The sequence below is a fragment of the Pandoraea communis genome (genome assembly GCF_902459745.1).
Taxonomy (GTDB): Bacteria; Pseudomonadota; Gammaproteobacteria; order Burkholderiales; family Burkholderiaceae; genus Pandoraea; species Pandoraea communis.
In genome coordinates this window covers 1,201,203-1,217,526 of sequence record NZ_CABPSJ010000001.1, presented here as the reverse complement: position 1 = coordinate 1,217,526, position 16,324 = coordinate 1,201,203, and the positions used below count along the sequence as shown (strand labels likewise).

The following is a 16,324-nucleotide window of genomic DNA, read 5'->3' as shown; positions in this document are numbered from 1 at the left end:
CTTGCTCTGATGCTGGGTGCTGCACAAGAAACCTGCCCGTGATGCGCCCGTGGCATCGGGTCCGCTCAGAGGTCTCTGGCGGGCCCCGCGCGTTGCGCAGTCGGGATGTCCTGCCGGGGTCCGGAAAAAGTACGGACCTTTTGGCATGCTGTGCATCGTATGCGTGCCCCCCTGGATTCAATCGGAGGAATAGGAAGGAGATTGACCGCCATTTCGAGCCATGCCCCGCGCGGGGACATCTCTAGAATGGCTTCCTGACGGCACCGGGCGGGGTTCGCCCCCCAGGCACAGGAACGCTGCCTGGTGCCGTCGGCTTCACGGACTGACGTGTGCCGAGGCAGGTTGAGCGTCGAGCACCCATGGCGACATCGGGTGACGGCTGCAAGGAGAGTCACGATGGCAGGCAAATACGGCAGCGGTCTTGCCAGCGCCCCCCACACGCGTCATGCGTTGCGGCAGGGTCTGCGCGCGTCCGTGTGTTCCGGGCTGCTGGCCGCCGTACTCGGTCTGACGAGCCTGACCACGCCGGGCTTTGCACACGCCGCCCCCCCTGCCGCCGGCATCGCCACCGATACCGCAGCGCAGCACCTCGGCAACACGCTGGGCCCGGGCGCCATCGTCATCCCCGGTAACAACACCGCCGCAGGCGGCGTCGCATCGAACGTGCCGAACATGGTTCACCCCGTCACGACGGCGAACGCCAACGCTGTTGGGGCGAATGCGGGTGTTGCCAGCGCGAGCGCGCAAGCGCCCCAGACAGCCGCCCCCCAGCCCCTCCAGAATTCCCAGTTCCAGAACACCGAAGCCATTCGTCAGACGGCCGAACGGTTTCTGCGCGAGCAGACGACAGGGCTGCCGGGGCGCGTGGCCATCACGGTCGGCGACGCCGTTTCCGATCGCATGCCCGCCTGCCCTGTGCTCGAACCGTTCCTGCCACCCGGCGCGCGTCTGTGGGGCTCGACGACAGTGGGTGTGCGCTGCTCGGGCGAGCGGCCATGGACGTTGTATCTGCAAGCCCGCGTGAGCATCAACGCGACGTACTTCGTCGCGGCGCGCCAGATCAATCCGGGCGAGACCATCGGGCCGAACGATCTGTCGCCGCGCCAGGGCGATCTCACGCTGCTGCCGCGCACGGTAGCGACCGATGCCGGTCAGATTGTCGGCACCGTGGCCGTGAACCGTATTACGTCGGGCCTGCCGATCCGCGCCGATCTGCTGCGCAGTGCGATTGCCGTCCAGCAGGGACAAACCGTCCGCGTGGTCTCGCGCGGCTCGGGATTTGAAGTCAGTACCGAAGGTCAGGTGCTGTCGCGTGCCAGCGCCGGCGACCCCGTTCAGGTGCGTACCCGCGCCGGTCAGGTCGTCAGCGGCACGGTCAAGACAGGCAAAGGCGGCAACGTCGAGGTTGAAGTTGCGCTTTGAGTAAGCACTCACTACGATTGAGTATTCGTTGAAAGCACCCGGGCACTTGAACTGGTAACAGGATGTTACTTGCCTAAAGTTGTGGCGGATAATGCCGTTACACAGGCAAGTTTCTGGGGAAAGCACATGAAAATCGAACCACCCGCCAAACCGCTGACTGGCGTCGGCGCGAGCAAGGCGACGGCTGACCGGGCGAGCACTGGCGCTGTGAGCGCCGACGGCTCGCCCGCGTCTGCTGCAAATGCTGGCAGCGATGCGAGCGTGAGCACGAGCGCCCTGTCGTCGGAAATGCGCGCCTTGCAGTCTGCGCTGGCACAGACAGGCTCGGCCGATGTCGACGTGACCAAGGTGCTCGCGATCAAAGACGCGATTGCCAAGGGCCAGCTCACTATTGATCCCTCCAAGATTGCGGACGGTCTCATTGCGACCGCACGCGATCTGCTCTCGACGCAATCGAAGTCATGACCCCTGATGCCCTGCTGAACGCCCTGTCTGCCGAAACGACCGCCATTGGTGCGTTTTCGGCGTTACTTGGCGAAGAGCAGCAGGCATTGGTCAGCGGCACGCTCGACGCGCTGCCGGAGCTGACCGAGCGCAAGGCGCGCGCGGTGGCGGAACTCGCGACACTCGGTCGCGAGCGCGACGCTCAGCTGCAAGTCCTGGGTTATTCGCCTGACGAGGCGGGTGCTGCGGCGGCTTCCGCCGACGACGCCCGGATCGATATCGCCTGGAAGGCGCTGCTCGACGCCGCGTTGGACGCCAAGCGTGCCAACGAGACGAACGGCATGCTCATCCACACGCGTCTGACCTACACGCAGCAAGCCCTGAACGTGCTGTACGGCCCGGAGAAGAACGCGCCGCTGTACGGACCGGACGGCCGCACTACACCGCGCTCGAGCGGTGGAAGTGTTACGGCCTGACCGCCTGCCTGTTCAAGTTAAGCTTGGCCGTTCGCTAGCCCCTCCGGCGCGCTTCTCGCGTCGCGTCACCGCAGTCTGCTTCAGCCCCCCCTGGGAGCTCGGATTAATTCGCCGACGTCCACGCCTTCTCACGCAGCGTCGCGCGCAAGCGCGAGATCGCCTGGCTGTGCAACTGGCAGACGCGAGACTCGCTTACTTCGAGCACCGCGCCGATTTCGCGAAGGTTCAGCCCTTGCTCGTAGTACAAGCTCATTAGCAACTTCTCGCGCTCCGGCAAGCGATCGATGGCGTCGACGACGCCGCCGCGCAATCCCTCATCGAGCAGCATCGTGAGCGGGTCGGCGCCCGGATCCGAACAGATCCGGTCGATGAACGGCTCTTCGTCCGCCGCTTCGAAGTCTTCGTAATAGATCAACTGGCAGCCGTGCACGTCCTGCAGCATTTGCTGGTACTCGGACAGCCCGATGGACATCTCGCTCGCAATTTCGCTCTCCGACGGCCCCCGGCCCAGCCGCTGCTCCAGCCGCTGCACCGCCTGCTCGATCTGACGCGCCGTCTTGCGAATGCCGCGCGACGCCCAGTCCAGCTCGCGCAGCTCGTCTAGCATTGCCCCGCGAATGCGCTGGCTCGCGTACGTTTCGAACTGCGCGCCCTGCGTCTCCTGATACCGGTTCGACGCATCGAGCAGCCCCAGCATGCCGGCCTGTATCAGATCTTCCAGTTCCACGCTCGCCGGCAGCTTCGCCATCAATTGCAGCGCCAGACGGCGCACCAATGGCGCATATTGGGTCAGTGTGTCGTTCGTGTCGACCTTCCCGCGCGCGGTATACATGTTCCCCTCCGCTTTCTCTCGACGCGTGCCGTGACGCTCAGACCGTGTGGGCGCTAAGCGCCCCCACACCATGCGCCAGCTCGCTGCCACGATCGGCACCGAGCGCCGCCGGGCTCGTCTCGCGCATGGCCAACGGCCAATGCATCACCTGTGCCGCCAACTGACGATACGCCACCGCCGCCGGTGCCATGGGGAACGCATCGACCACCGTGCGCATGAGATGCCGCGCCCGCATGACCTGCCGATCCACCGGCACATGGCCCGCCAGTTCCAGCGACACCGCCAGATAGCGGCTCGCCGTCGTTGCCAGATTGCGGCACACCACACGTGCCTCTATATCTTCTGCCCGATTCACCAGCACCCGGAATTGCGCCAGCGCATAGTCGAAATGCGCCTGCTTGATCCAGGAATACGCCCCCGTGATCGATGCCGGCTCGCATCCGAGCACCACCATCACCTCATGCGCCTGTGCAGCCAGCGGGCTGAGCACCGCCCCGGCACGCGTGCAGTCGATGACCACGATGTCGGGCTCGCCCATCGTGAGCAGCGGCAACGCACCCGACGGGTCGATACGTTCGGGATGACGGTGCGCCACCGGCACCAGAACCACGTTGTCGCGCGTATGGACACGAATCGCGTCAGACGACACGCGCCCGGCCAGCACGTCGTGGATGTCGCCGCGCAGCGTCAGGCCAAGGGCCGGCGCCGCATGCCCGCTCTCGTCGGCCAGCACGACATCCTGACCGTGATGGGCCAGCGCGCTGGCCAGATTCAGAGCAACACTCGTCTGACCCGCTTCAGGCGCACTCCCCACCACCGCGACGATACGCGTGGTATGGCGCGCCACCAGACGGCGCAGTCCCTCAGCTTGATCGATAACGAGTTTAACCAAAGCAGGCCTCGCCTGAAGGTTGAGCGGACGCGAAGAGCCCGCTGTAGTTGGGATCGACCCCGCGCACCACAGCCGGCAGGTCTTCCTCGGCCGGCACAAACGGCGAGCCCGTCACCGGCGCCGAAAGCGCCGTGTCGATCAGGAACTCCCGGTCGGCAACGTGCAGATTTTCCGGCACGCGCTGCCCCGTGGAAACGTAATGCACCGGCAGACGGTGACGAATCACCGTATCGAGCACCGAACCGAGATTGGTCGTCTCGTCGAGTTTCGTGAGAATACACCCGGCGAGATCGCTGCCGCCTTCCGCACTGGCGCTGCGATAGGCGTGCACCACTTCGTTGAGCGTGTCGCCATGACTTGTCGCGTTGAGCAACAGCAGACGCTGCACCGGGGTCTGCGCGCCGCATAGCATCGCGACCTGTTCGGGTACGGTGCGGTCGCGCTGGCTCATGCCCACCGTGTCGATCAGCACCATGTGCTTGTTGCGCAACTCGGTCAGCGCCAGACGCAAATCCGTGGCGTCCTTCACCGCATGCACCGTCACGCCGAGAATCTTGCCGTAGATGCGCAACTGCTCATGTCCGCCGATACGATAGCTGTCGGTCGTGAGCAACGCGAGCTTCTCTGCGCCATGACGCATCACGCAGCGCGCCGCGAGCTTGGCCGTCGTCGTGGTCTTGCCCACGCCGGTCGGGCCCATCAGTGCATACACACCGCCCCGGTCCATCAACTCGTCTTCGTTCGGCATGATGGGCAAGTTGCGCTTGAGCGCTTGCTTCACCCAGTCGATTCCGTTCTCGCGATCGCTCCCCTCCGGCAGATGTTCGAGCAGCGCGCGGCCCAGTTGTGCCGAGAACCCGGCAGCCAGCAGCGTGCGCAGAATCTCGCCCTGCGCCGGCGAGCGGCGTTGCTTGTCGTTCCAGACCAGCCCCGCCACCTGCTCCTCGAGCAAGCCTCGCATGCTCTGGAGTTCACCCATCATCGTCTCGGCGAATGCGCTCGCCGCAGCGGCGTCGTGTGCACTCGCGGCAGGTGACGCAGCGATCGGCGCGGGTGCCGCCGGCCGGGGACGCGGCCGGTACGTCGGCATGTCGCCGCCTGCGAGCGCGTCGAGATCTTCTTCCGCCAGCGCAACGATTTCCACGCCGTTGGCAACCGAGCGGTTGGACAACACGACCGCATCGGGTCCGATTTCCTCGCGAATCTGGCGCAGTGCGTCGCGGCACGTGCCCGCAAAGAATTTCCGAATCTTCACGCTTGACCTCCGATGAGTGCCGTCATTTTCACGTTCCGTGTGTCAGGCACTTCCGCATACGACAGAACCTTGAGCTGCGGCAGGCTGCGGCGCAAGAAGCGCGAAAGCAGTGAGCGCAGCGGATGTTGAACCAGCAATACCGACGGCAAGCCCTGACGTTCCTGACGCGCCACGGCTGCCTGGGTTTCGCGCAGCAGCGTGTCCGCGAGGCCCGGTTCGAGACCGGTGCCTCCGCCCGCGGACAACGCCTGCGTGAGAATTCGTTCGAGATTGGCGTCGAGCCCCACCACTTCGAGATCGCCGCTGCCCGGGAACACGCTTTGCGTGATCGCACGACCGAGCGACAGGCGCACCAGCGCCGTAAGGTCGTAAGGGTCCTGCACGCGTGCGCCATGCTCGGCAATGGTGTCGATGATCGTGCGCATATCGCGAATCGGCACCTGCTCTTCGAGCAGGTTCTGCAACACCTTCTGCAACGTGGTGAGCGTGACGGTCTTCGGCACCAGATCTTCGATGAGCTTGGGCGCGTCCTTCCCGATACGCTCGATGAGCTGCTGCACTTCCTGGCGCCCCAGCAACTCGTGCGAGTGGGCGTTGATCAGGTGGTTCAGGTGCGTCGCCACCACGGTGCCGGCATCGACCACCGTGTACCCATAGGCCTGCGCCTGATCGCGCTGACCGACGTCGATCCAGGTGGCCGGCAGGCCGAAGGCCGGGTCGCGCGTCGGCGTGCCTTGCAGCGGCGCAGTGACCTGCCCCGGATCGATGGCGAGCAATTGGCCCGGATACGCTTCGCCTTCGCCGATGGTCACGCCCTTGAGCGTGATGCGGTACTGGTTCGGGCGCAGCTCCAGATTGTCGCGAATGTGAACGACCGGCGCGAGGAAACCGATTTCCTGCGCGAATTTCTTGCGGATGCCCTTGATACGCTTGAGCAACTCGCCGTCCTGATTGCGGTCGACGAGCGGAATGAGCCGGTAGCCGACTTCCAGTCCCAGCGGATCGACGAGCGCCACGTCGTCCCACGAGGCTTCGGCCACTTCGGCTGGTGCGGTGGCCGCCACCGGTGTGGGGCGCGCCGCCTGTTGCTTGGCCGCCTCGGCCTTGCGAAACTGCCAGCGCGCGAGGGCGCCGAGCCCGATCGCCAGCAACAGGAAGGCGAAGTGCGGCATGCCGGGAATCAGCCCCATCAGGCCGAGAATCGCCGCCGTGATGCCGAGCACACGCGGATTGCTGAACAGTTGCGAGACGACCTGCTGGCCGACGTCTTCGTCGGTCGCCACACGTGAGACGACCACACCGGCGGCCGTCGAGATCACCAGCGCGGGGATCTGCGCGACGAGGCCGTCGCCGATGGTCAGCAGCGTGTAGTTCTTGGCGGCGAGGCCGATGTCCAGTCCGTGCTGAACCACGCCGACGATCAGGCCGCCGACGATGTTGATGACCATGATGAGCAGACCGGCGACCGCGTCGCCGCGCACGAACTTCGATGCACCGTCCATCGAGCCGTAGAAGTCGGCCTCCTGCGCGATCACCGAGCGGCGCTTGCGCGCTTCCTCTTCGCCGATCAGGCCGGCGTTCAGATCGGCGTCGATGGCCATCTGCTTACCGGGCATCGCATCAAGCGTGAAGCGCGCGCCAACTTCGGCGATCCGCCCCGCACCCTTCGTAATCACCATGAAGTTGATGACCACGAGGATGATGAACACCACGATACCGACGGCGTAATTGCCACCCACCAGGAAGTGCCCGAACGCTTCGATCACCTTGCCTGCGGCGTCCGGGCCGGTGTGGCCTTCGAGCAGCACCACGCGGGTAGACGCCACGTTCAGCGACAGCCGCAGCAGCGTGGAGAACAGCAGCACGCTCGGAAACGCCGCAAAGTCGAGCGGCTTTTGCGTGTACATGCTCACGAGCAGCACCATCACCGCCAGGGCGATGTTGAAGGTAAACAGCAAATCCAGGATGAACGGCGGCAACGGAAGGATCATCATGCCCAGAATCATGATGATCAGCACCGGCGCGGCGAGCGACTTCAGACTGCCGCCGAGGAGCATTTGCGACGAGCGCAGCCACTGGTTCGCGCGAGGGTTGAGGTTCATTCGTTACACTCGTTTCGGCCCGGCGCGCCGCGGCGCGTCGAGTTCGGCCGGCACCGGCAGGTCGGACGGAACGCTTGGCTCCATGCCCCCTTCGGTACGCCAGCGGCGAAGCTGGAAGACCCACGCGAGCACTTCGGCCACGGCCGTGTACAGCGTGGCCGGGATTTCGTGACCGATCTCCACGTGCGCATGCAGCGCGCGCGCGAGCGGCGGGGCTTCGAGAATCGGGATGTTGTGCTCCGCACCCAACTCACGGATGCGCTGCGCCACCAGATCGGCGCCCTTGGCCAGCACGCGCGGCGCGCGCATGTTGTCCTTGTATTCGAGGGCGACAGCAAAGTGCGTCGGGTTGGTCACGATCACGTCGGCCTTGGGCACGTCCTGCATCATGCGGCGGCGCGCGGTCTGACGCTGCAACTGGCGGATGTGCGCCTTGAGGTGCGGATCGCCTTCCGATTCCTTGTTTTCCTGACGCACTTCCTCTTTGGTCATGCGCAGTTTCTTGTAGTGCTGCCAGAGCTGGAAGGGGATGTCGATGGCCGCCACCAGCAGCAGCGACGCCACGATGAACGCGCAGCACACCACGATCAACTCGCCCACGTAGGGCAGCGCCGCCCGCGGCGACTGGGTCATCAGCCCCATCACGGCGTCTTTATCGCGCGCAATCGCCCAGTAGGCCACCGCCCCGACCAGCAGTGTCTTCGCCACCGCCTTGACCAGTTCGACCAGACCTTGCGTGGAGAACATGCGGCCAAGCCCCTTGAGCGGGTTCAGCCGGCCAAAGTTGGGGGCCAGCGACTTGGTCGTGAAGAGCCAGCCGCCCAGCGCCATCGGGGCGGCGATCGCCGCGAGCACCAGCAAGCCGAGCAGCGGGGCGATGGCGACGAGGGCGTCGGCGCCCGAGTGGGCGGCGTGGGAAAGCATGCGGTGGGTGTCGAGCGCGGTGCCTGGCTCGAACGCCATGCCGTGGCGCATGAGCTGTGCGAAACCCTGCGAGATCCGGTCGGCCGTCATCCACAGGCCGGCCACCCCGGCCGCCAGCAAGGCGAACGTGGAAAGCTCGCGCGAACGCGCAACCTGTCCCTCCTCGCGCGCCTTTTCAAGACGCCGGGGGGACGCAGGTTCCGACTTTTCGAGATCGCTTTCCTCTGCCATGCCCTATCCACTGCGGGCGGACGAACCCACCCTATCGCGACTGATTATGGCCGTAACCGTCAAGTCACAAAGGGGGGAATAGAGGCGGGATTGGGCGGTATTTCGTGACAGCGGCCGAACGAGGCCGGCGCCGGGGCCGAAAAACTACGCCCGCCAGGCCGGTCAACCGGCTGGCGAGGCACTCACTCAGAAGCCGAGGCTGGCGAGCAGGTCGTCGACCTGGCCCTGATCGGCCACGATGTCGGTGCGACCTTCCTTCTTGATCTGCGGCCCGTTGAGCAGCGAGTCTTCGGCCTCCTTGCGCTTCTCCGGAGGCATGTTCTCGAGCAGCGTCTGAAGCAGATGCTTCTCGATCTCCTGCACGACCTCCATGATCTTCTTGATGACCTGACCGGTCAGATCCTGGAAATCCTGCGCCATCATGATTTCCATCAGATGGTTGTTGGTCGCGCGGGTGTCTTCTGGCACGCGGCGCAGATAGGTGCGTGTCTCGAGGACAAGCTTGCGTGCGTCGTCGAGTTCGAGCGGCTCGTCGAACCACTTGGCCCAACGCTCGTCGAGCGCGTTGGCGTCCGCTTCAAGGCGATCCTGAAGAGGCTTGGCCAGTTCGATGGCCGTGAGCGCCCTCACCGCCGCCTGCTCGGTCATGGTGGCGACGTAGTTCAGGCGGTCGCGCGCGTCGGGAATTGCCTCGGCAGCCTGCTCGAGTTGCTTGTCCAGCCCCAGTTCACGCAGGTTGTCGCGCAACATGCGCGTCAACTGTCCGATGCGCATGAGCATGCGCTCGGCGGGGGCCGCCTCGCCGGTCACGTGAGCGCCATTGGGCTCACCCGGCCATTCAGTGCTCGCCTCGTGGGTCACGCTCAGGCCCCCGTCTTGTCCATTTTCTCGAAGATCTTGCCCAGCTTTTCATCCAGGGTCGCCGCCGTGAACGGCTTGACCACATACCCGCTCGCCCCCGCCTGGGCGGCAGCGATGATGTTTTCCTTCTTCGCTTCGGCCGTCACCATCAGCACCGGCAGCTTCGAGAGGTTCGGATCGGCACGGATCTGCTGGAGCATCGTCAGGCCGTCCATGTTCGGCATGTTCCAGTCCGAGACCACGAATTCGAAGTTGCCGCCACGCAGTTTGGCCAGCGCCGCCGCACCGTCTTCCGCTTCGTCGACATTGGAGAAACCCAGCTCCTTGAGCAGGTTTCGCACAATCCGGCGCATCGTCGGAAAATCGTCGACGACCAGGAATTTCATGTTCTTGTCTATCATCATTACTCCAATTCGGCCGGCGCCCCTCGGGGGCCGGCGATATTCATGGGCAAATTCCGCCGCCACTCAGTGCCCTGAGTGTGCCCGCAAATCCATGCGAACCATACGGCGAAAAAACGCCAAAAAGCGCACTACTATACTCGTTGGGTGCGTTCGCCAAATTTCGCGACCTGATGCAGCACTTTGCGAGCCATTTCGTGCAACGGCACCACTTCTTCTGCGCCGCCCATGGCAATGGCCTCGCGCGGCATGCCGAACACGATACAGCTCGCTTCGTCTTGCGCGAAGGTATATGCGCCGGCCTGGCGCATTTCCACGAGACCGGCCGCGCCGTCGCGGCCCATGCCCGTGAGAATGACCCCGATGGCGTTGCGTCCGGCATGCACGGCCGCGGAGCGAAACAATACATCGACCGACGGCCGATGTCGATTCACCGGCGGCGCCGGGTCGAGCAAGGCCACATAGTTCGCACCGCTGCGCGAGAGCTGCAAGTGAGTGTCGCCGCCCGGCGCGATGTACGCGTGACCCGGCAGCACACGCTCGCCATGCTCGGCTTCCTTCACCGTGATGCGGCATAGACCGTTCAGGCGCTGCGCGAACGATTTGGTGAAACCGGCCGGCATATGCTGGGTGATCAGAATCGCCGGGGCATCCGGCGGCATCGGCACCAGCACCTCGCGAATCGCTTCGGTGCCGCCCGTCGACGCGCCGATGATAATCAGCTTCTCCGTCGACACCAACGGGTTGCGCAACATCGGCGCCGCTTCGATCGGTGTGGGTACCGCGCTCTTGGGCGGGGCGCTGCGCACCCGGGCACGGGCGGCCGCACGAATCTTGTCGGCGATCATCTCGCCGTATTCGAGCATGCCGTCGCGAATACCCAGGCGCGGCTTGGTCACGAAGTCTACCGCGCCGAGTTCGAGCGCACGCAGCGTGACTTCCGAGCCGCGCTCGGTCAGCGACGACACCATGAGCACCGGCATCGGACGCAGGCGCATGAGCTTCTCGAGGAAGTCCAGCCCGTCCATGCGCGGCATTTCGACGTCGAGCGTGAGCACGTCCGGGTTGTGCTGCTTAATCAGGTCGCGCGCCACGAGCGGATCGGGTGCGGTCGCCACAACGGTCATGTCCGGTTGCGCATTGATGATCTCAGTCATCAGACTGCGTACGAGTGCGGAATCGTCCACGCACAGGACTTTGATTGGTTCGCTCAAGCCTCCTCCATTTGTCGGTTGTCAGGCCCCGGCCGAGGCTTGGCATTTCTGGCCGGTGGCGCAAAGAGTTCTACGGAGCCCCGTACTTCGCGTGTGCGCAAACGCTGCGCGTACGCCTGTTCCCGCTGGACGATGGCCGGATCTCCCCGGTCGCCCAGCTTCTTGACCATCACCCGCCCGGTGCGCGGTAAAAAGCACACCTTACGCGGATGCGGTCCGAGCAGATCCTGCGCCGTGACGCGAATCTGCTCCATCTCGAGATAACGCAACACGAAGTTCGCATTGCGATCGCCGATGTTCAGTGTGGTCATGCCCGCCAGCACCGCGCCGCCGCCGAAGACTTTCGCTTCGAGCCGCTCGCGCTTTGCGCCGAGCTTGATCAGCTCGTTGATGAGCATTTCCATAGCGTATGCGCCGTAACGCATGGACGCCGAGAGTATACGGTCGCGCTCGCTTTCGCCATCGTCCGGAAGCATGAAATGGTTCATGCCGCCGATGCCCGTGACGCTGTCGCGCACGCATGCAGCCACACACGAGCCAAGCACCGTCACGAGCATGATGTCTTCGGTCGTGACGTAATACTCCGACGGCAGCAATTTCACCGCCTGCATGTTGAACGCATTGTCGAAGTAATGATTGGTCGCGAGCGCTTCGGCCAGTGGTTGCGCCATGTCAGGCTCCCCGTGCACTCGTGCCGGCCAGTTCGTAGACCGTCTGCCCACGCAGTCGGAACGACCGGCTCACATAGGTAAAGTTCTCGGAGTGCCCGGCAAAGAGCAACCCGTCCGGCTTTAGCAAGGGCACGAAGCGCTCGAGAATCCGCGCCTGTGTTTCCTTGTCGAAATAGATCATCACGTTGCGGCAGAAGATGACGTCGAACGGACCGCCGATCTGCCACGACGGCGCCAGCAGGTTCAGCGGCTCGAACGTCACGAGTTGCTGCAACTCCGGACGCACCCTGATCTTGCCCGCGTTCGCGCCCGTGCCGCGCAGAAAGTGGCGGCGCAATTGCTCTTGCGAGAGTTTGCCGGTCTGCTCGCCGCTATAGACGGCAGCCGACGCGCGCGTCAGCACCTGTGTATCCACATCCGTGGCCAGCACGCTCGCATTCGGGCGCGAGCCCAGCGTGTCGACAAGCGTCATCGCAATCGAGTACGGCTCTTCGCCGGTCGACGCCGCGCAGCACCAGACCGAAATCGGCTTGGGGCGCTGGCGCACAAAGTCGGCGAGCAACGGGAAGTGATGCGATTCACGGAAGAACGACGTCAGGTTGGTCGTCAACGCGTTGGTGAACGACTCCCACTCGCCGTCGCCGGTATCGGCCTCGAGCATGTCGAGGTATTCGGTGAAGCTCGTCATGCCGAGCGCACGCAAACGCCGCGCGATGCGGCTGTACACCATCTCGCGCTTATGTTCGGCCAGTGCAATCCCGGCACGCTGATAGATCAGGTTGCGGATGCGGCCGAAATCGGCCAGCGAGAAGGCAAAGTCGCGCTCGCCCGAGAGGGCGGCACCGCTTGCGCGCGCGAAATCCGCGCTGCGCGAGCTGCCAGCGTCGTGCGCGCCGGTGTTGCCAGCGGCACTGCGGCGCGACAGCTGCGAGGTATTGCGCGAATCAGTCATGGTTTCTCACTTTGCTGCAACGTCAATCGTCGGACGTCATGTTCACTGTTGTGCTCACATTCATGCGGCGCGAGCCAACGGCTGCGGCGTCGGTTCCCGGCGCGTTGCGCTCATGGCATGCACGCTCGCGCCGCCCTCGCCGTTCGTCTGGAACACCGACACGGCATCGCGCAATTCGTCCGCCTGCGACTCCAGTGCGCCGGCGGCGGCCGCCGCTTCTTCCACGAGCGCCGCGTTTTGCTGCGTCACTTCGTCCATCTGCGTGATCGCGCGGTTGACCTGCTCGATGCCGCTCGACTGTTCGGCCGACGCCGCCGAGATCTCGCCCATGATGTCGGTCACGCGTTTGACCGCCTGCACGATCTCGCCCATGGTCTGACGTTGTTGCGTCACGAGCGCCGTACCGTCGTGCACGCGGCGCGCCGAGTCTTCGATCAGCGTCTTGATTTCCTTCGCCGCCGCCGCACTGCGCTGCGCCAGCGTGCGCACTTCGCCCGCCACCACGGCAAAGCCGCGCCCCTGCTCGCCCGCACGAGCCGCTTCCACGGCAGCGTTCAACGCGAGGATGTTGGTCTGGAAGGCAATGCCATCGATCACCCCGATGATGTCGACAATCTTGTTCGAGCTGGCCGAGATGCCGTCCATCGTTTCGCCGACCTGCCCGGAGACTTCGCCGCCACGTGTGGCGATGTCCGAGGCGTTCACGGCAAGCTGACTGGCCTGGCGCGCGTTGTCCGCGTTCTGCTTGACCGTGGCCGTGAGCTGCTCCATCGACGAGGCCGTCTCTTCGAGCGAGGCGGCCTGTTGCTCGGTACGCGCCGACAGATCGGTATTGCCTGCCGCGATCTGATGCGCGGCTGTCGTGATCGACTCGGTGCCCTGGCGAATCTGCCCGATGGTCTGGGCAAGCGTCTGCTGCATGCGCTGCATGGCGTAGATCAGACTGCCGGTGTCGCCCGGCGCGACGTCGACAGGATCGTAAAGATTGCCGCCGGCGATGCGGTGCGCAATTTCGGCCGCGTAATCGGGTTCGCCACCGAGACTGCGTTGCACATTGCGAATGATCGCCATCATTGCCGCAGTGACGATGGCGCCGATGACAAGCATCGCAATGCCCAGGCGCCACAGCGTGGCATAAAACGCTTCATCGATGTCCTGGACGTACACACCGCTCATCACGGCCCAGTCCCAGGGCGCGAAGTACTTCACGTACGAGAGCTTCGCGAGAAATTTGTCGCTACCGGGCATGCGGCCGTAGTAATCGACGAAGCCAGAGCCCTTGCTCTTGGCGACTTGCGCCATCTCGATGAAGAGCAGTTTGCCGCTCGAATCCTTGTAATTGGAGACGTCCTTGTTGACCAAATCGGCGAGTGTCGGATGCATGAGCACGGTCGGCGTCGTGTTGAAGACGACCAGATAACCGTTGTCGCCATAGCGCATCATCTTGAGGCGTGCCATGGCCTGCTGTTTCGCCTCGTCGACGCCGATTTTGCCCGCCGCAGCCTGCGCCGCGTAGTCGCGCACGATCCCGTCGGCAGTGGAGACAATGTTCTCCAGCGCGGAGCGTCGCTCCGATATCACCGTGCCGCGCTCATGCCAGGCAGCCCAGCCGCCGAGAATCAACAGCCCCAGCCACATCAGCGCAAGCGCTGACCAGAGTTTTGCCTTGAGACTCAACTGCATCATGATGTGACCCTCCACCCGCCGCACGTCGCGGTGTAATGCGCGCGACGGCGTTTCGTCTTACCGATTATTGCCACTTGCCGACACGCGTCTCGTCGATTCCGGCCCATCTTGCTCCGGGACAGACGCGTGCACCGTTCCTATAAGTTGTTACCTGGTTGCCTTTTACGCCCGTTCGACGCGTGCTCAGAAGGTTTCCCAGTCACCGCTCGCGTCGTCCGTACCGGTGCGGGCCGCTGGCGCGGCTGCAGCCGGTGCCGGTTTGCGCTGCGGTGCGGCTGCGACCTTCGCCGCCGGTGCCGGTGCCGCAGCGGCGGGCGCCGCCACCTTCTTCACTGCCGGACGCACGGCGCCCGGCTTGGCCGCCAGCGTCGGCGCCGCGTGATTTGCTGCGGCCTGACCGGCGTCCAGGCGGAACACCGAGACAACCGACTTCAGACGATTGGCCTGCTCTTCCAGCGAGCCGGCGGCAGCGGCCGCTTCTTCCACGAGCGCCGCGTTTTGCTGCGTCACTTCGTCCATCTGCGTGATCGCGCGGTTGACCTGCTCGATGCCGCTCGACTGTTCGGCCGACGCTGCCGAGATCTCGCCCATGATGTCGGTCACGCGTTTGACCGCCTGCACGATCTCGCCCATGGTTTGGCCCTGCTGCGCCACGAGCGCCGTGCCGTCTTGCACGCGGCGTGCCGAATCTTCGATCAACCCCTTGATTTCCTTCGCTGCCGCCGCACTGCGTTGCGCCAGCGTGCGCACTTCGCCCGCCACCACGGCAAAGCCGCGGCCTTGCTCACCGGCACGCGCGGCTTCCACGGCGGCGTTCAACGCGAGAATGTTGGTCTGGAAGGCGATGCCGTCGATCACGCTGATGATGTCGACGATCTTGTTCGAGCTGGCCGAGATGCCATCCATCGTTTCACCGACCTGCCCGGAGACCTCACCGCCACGCGTGGCGATTTCCGAGGCGTTCACTGCAAGCTGGCTGGCCTGACGCGCGTTGTCCGCGTTCTGCTTGACCGTGGCCGTGAGCTGCTCCATCGACGAGGCCGTTTCTTCCAGCGACGCGGCCTGCTGTTCCGTGCGGGCCGACAGATCGGTGTTGCCGGCCGCAATCTGCTGTGCCGCAGAGGTGATCGACTCGGTGCCCGAGCGAACTTCCGCGACGGTGCGCACGAGGCTGTCCTGCATGTGTCTCACGCCCTTGAACAGACGCCCGGTTTCCGTGTCGCTCGACACGTCGACGCGTTGCGTGAGGTCACCGTTGGCAATCTTCTCGAAGTGCTTGATGGCGTCGTCGATCGGGCCGACGATAGCGCGCGTGAGCGTGACCTGCGTCACGATGCCGACGAGCAGGCCCACAGCGAGGCCCAGGCCGACCATCCACATCACCATCGTGTAGCGGCTCTGTGCGTCGAGGTAACGATCTTCTGCGTTCTTGACCTGCAAATCGGCCAATGTCGTCATCGCCTTCGTGTAGTCGGCAAACAGGCGCGGCACGTCGATCACCGTCTTGGCGTGGAAATCGGGAATATCGCCGGATTCGATGGCCTTGAGGGCGGGCAGGATGCCATCGTTGACCACTTTGCCGCGTGCGACGATCACAGCGTCGGCGATGCTCTTCTCGCCATCGCTCATCGGCAGCGCGGCATAGGCAGCCCAGGCGTCGTCAGCATTCTTGAGGCTCCTGCGAACGTCTTCGATCGCCGTCTTGATCTCGGTCGGATCGGCAATGAATTCGATGCGCGAGAGGGTCACACGTGCGCTCAGTGTCCCAACCGTCGTCCGCGCGAGCGCGCGTGCCGACGCCATGTCGTTCGAGTAAATCTCCTGCAGCGATGCATTGCTTTGTCGCAGCGAGACGAGCCCCACAGCAGCGCCGACAACCAGCAGCACCATGAAGAGTCCTAGCGCCAGCGTCAGCCGAGCCCGGATGGTGACATTCTTAAACATAACGACCTCTACCCCGT

15 protein-coding genes are annotated in these 16,324 nt (G+C 64.5%); 3 read left to right on the top strand and 12 right to left on the bottom strand.

From position 1 onward, the window contains the following. Positions 1–396: 396 nt before the first annotated feature. From flgA to PCO31110_RS05485, 3 genes are all read left to right on the top strand, one after another. Positions 397–1,422: a flagellar basal body P-ring formation chaperone FlgA gene (gene flgA / locus PCO31110_RS05495; protein ID WP_010807731.1), complete on the top strand. Its 1,026-nt coding sequence runs from the start codon at positions 397–399 to the stop codon at positions 1,420–1,422. A gap of 126 nt (positions 1,423–1,548) precedes the next feature. Next, a complete protein-coding gene (gene flgM / locus PCO31110_RS05490; protein ID WP_010807732.1) occupies positions 1,549–1,887 on the top strand; it encodes a flagellar biosynthesis anti-sigma factor FlgM in 339 nt (112 codons plus the stop codon). Then, positions 1,884–2,342 (top strand): flagella synthesis protein FlgN, encoded by a 459-nt coding sequence (locus PCO31110_RS05485; protein ID WP_010807733.1) that lies wholly within the window; start codon positions 1,884–1,886, stop codon positions 2,340–2,342. Before flgM ends, PCO31110_RS05485 begins: the two co-directional genes overlap by 4 nt. A 103-nt stretch (positions 2,343–2,445) precedes the next feature. On the opposite strand, the gene PCO31110_RS05480 is transcribed toward PCO31110_RS05485, so the two are convergent. The 12 genes from PCO31110_RS05480 to PCO31110_RS05425 form a co-directional block, all read right to left on the bottom strand. After that, positions 2,446–3,174: an RNA polymerase sigma factor FliA gene (locus tag PCO31110_RS05480; RefSeq protein ID WP_010807734.1), complete on the bottom strand. Its 729-nt coding sequence runs from the start codon at positions 3,172–3,174 to the stop codon at positions 2,446–2,448. Positions 3,175–3,211: 37 nt separating this feature from the next. Then, the gene (locus PCO31110_RS05475; protein WP_010807735.1) at positions 3,212–4,066 is read right to left on the bottom strand and encodes a MinD/ParA family ATP-binding protein; all 855 of its coding nucleotides are present in this window, start codon (positions 4,064–4,066) and stop codon (positions 3,212–3,214) included. Then, positions 4,059–5,321 carry a flagellar biosynthesis GTPase FlhF gene (flhF, locus tag PCO31110_RS05470; protein WP_150689801.1) on the bottom strand — a complete coding sequence of 421 codons (1,263 nt, stop codon included), beginning with the start codon at positions 5,319–5,321 and terminating at the stop codon, positions 4,059–4,061. Before flhF ends, PCO31110_RS05475 begins: the two co-directional genes overlap by 8 nt. Next, entirely contained in the window at positions 5,318–7,378 is a 2,061-nt protein-coding gene (flhA, locus tag PCO31110_RS05465; RefSeq protein ID WP_370855816.1) for a flagellar biosynthesis protein FlhA, read from the bottom strand. Before flhA ends, flhF begins: the two co-directional genes overlap by 4 nt. A 48-nt stretch (positions 7,379–7,426) precedes the next feature. Beyond that, complete coding sequence (gene flhB / locus PCO31110_RS05460; protein ID WP_010807738.1) at positions 7,427–8,578, bottom strand: flagellar biosynthesis protein FlhB; 1,152 nt, start codon at positions 8,576–8,578, stop codon at positions 7,427–7,429. Positions 8,579–8,764: 186 nt separating this feature from the next. Continuing rightward, positions 8,765–9,358, bottom strand: coding sequence for a protein phosphatase CheZ (gene cheZ / locus PCO31110_RS05455; RefSeq protein WP_051126522.1), 594 nt, complete (start codon positions 9,356–9,358; stop codon positions 8,765–8,767). A gap of 83 nt (positions 9,359–9,441) precedes the next feature. Beyond that, entirely contained in the window at positions 9,442–9,840 is a 399-nt protein-coding gene (gene cheY / locus PCO31110_RS05450; protein WP_036664138.1) for a chemotaxis response regulator CheY, read from the bottom strand. A 134-nt stretch (positions 9,841–9,974) separates the two neighbouring features. Continuing rightward, positions 9,975–11,054: a protein-glutamate methylesterase/protein-glutamine glutaminase gene (locus PCO31110_RS05445; RefSeq protein WP_010807741.1), complete on the bottom strand. Its 1,080-nt coding sequence runs from the start codon at positions 11,052–11,054 to the stop codon at positions 9,975–9,977. Then, positions 11,051–11,725, bottom strand: a complete 675-nt coding sequence (cheD, locus tag PCO31110_RS05440; RefSeq protein ID WP_010807742.1) for a chemoreceptor glutamine deamidase CheD — start codon at positions 11,723–11,725, stop codon at positions 11,051–11,053. Before cheD ends, PCO31110_RS05445 begins: the two co-directional genes overlap by 4 nt. A 1-nt stretch (position 11,726) precedes the next feature. Further along, the gene (locus PCO31110_RS05435; RefSeq protein WP_010807743.1) at positions 11,727–12,677 is read right to left on the bottom strand and encodes a CheR family methyltransferase; all 951 of its coding nucleotides are present in this window, start codon (positions 12,675–12,677) and stop codon (positions 11,727–11,729) included. 60 nt (positions 12,678–12,737) lie between these two features. Beyond that, a complete protein-coding gene (locus PCO31110_RS05430) occupies positions 12,738–14,363 on the bottom strand; it encodes a methyl-accepting chemotaxis protein (RefSeq protein WP_010807744.1) in 1,626 nt (541 codons plus the stop codon). A 183-nt stretch (positions 14,364–14,546) separates the two neighbouring features. Beyond that, positions 14,547–16,307, bottom strand: a complete 1,761-nt coding sequence (locus PCO31110_RS05425) for a methyl-accepting chemotaxis protein (protein ID WP_150689800.1) — start codon at positions 16,305–16,307, stop codon at positions 14,547–14,549. Between the last annotated feature and the right edge of the window lie 17 nt (positions 16,308–16,324).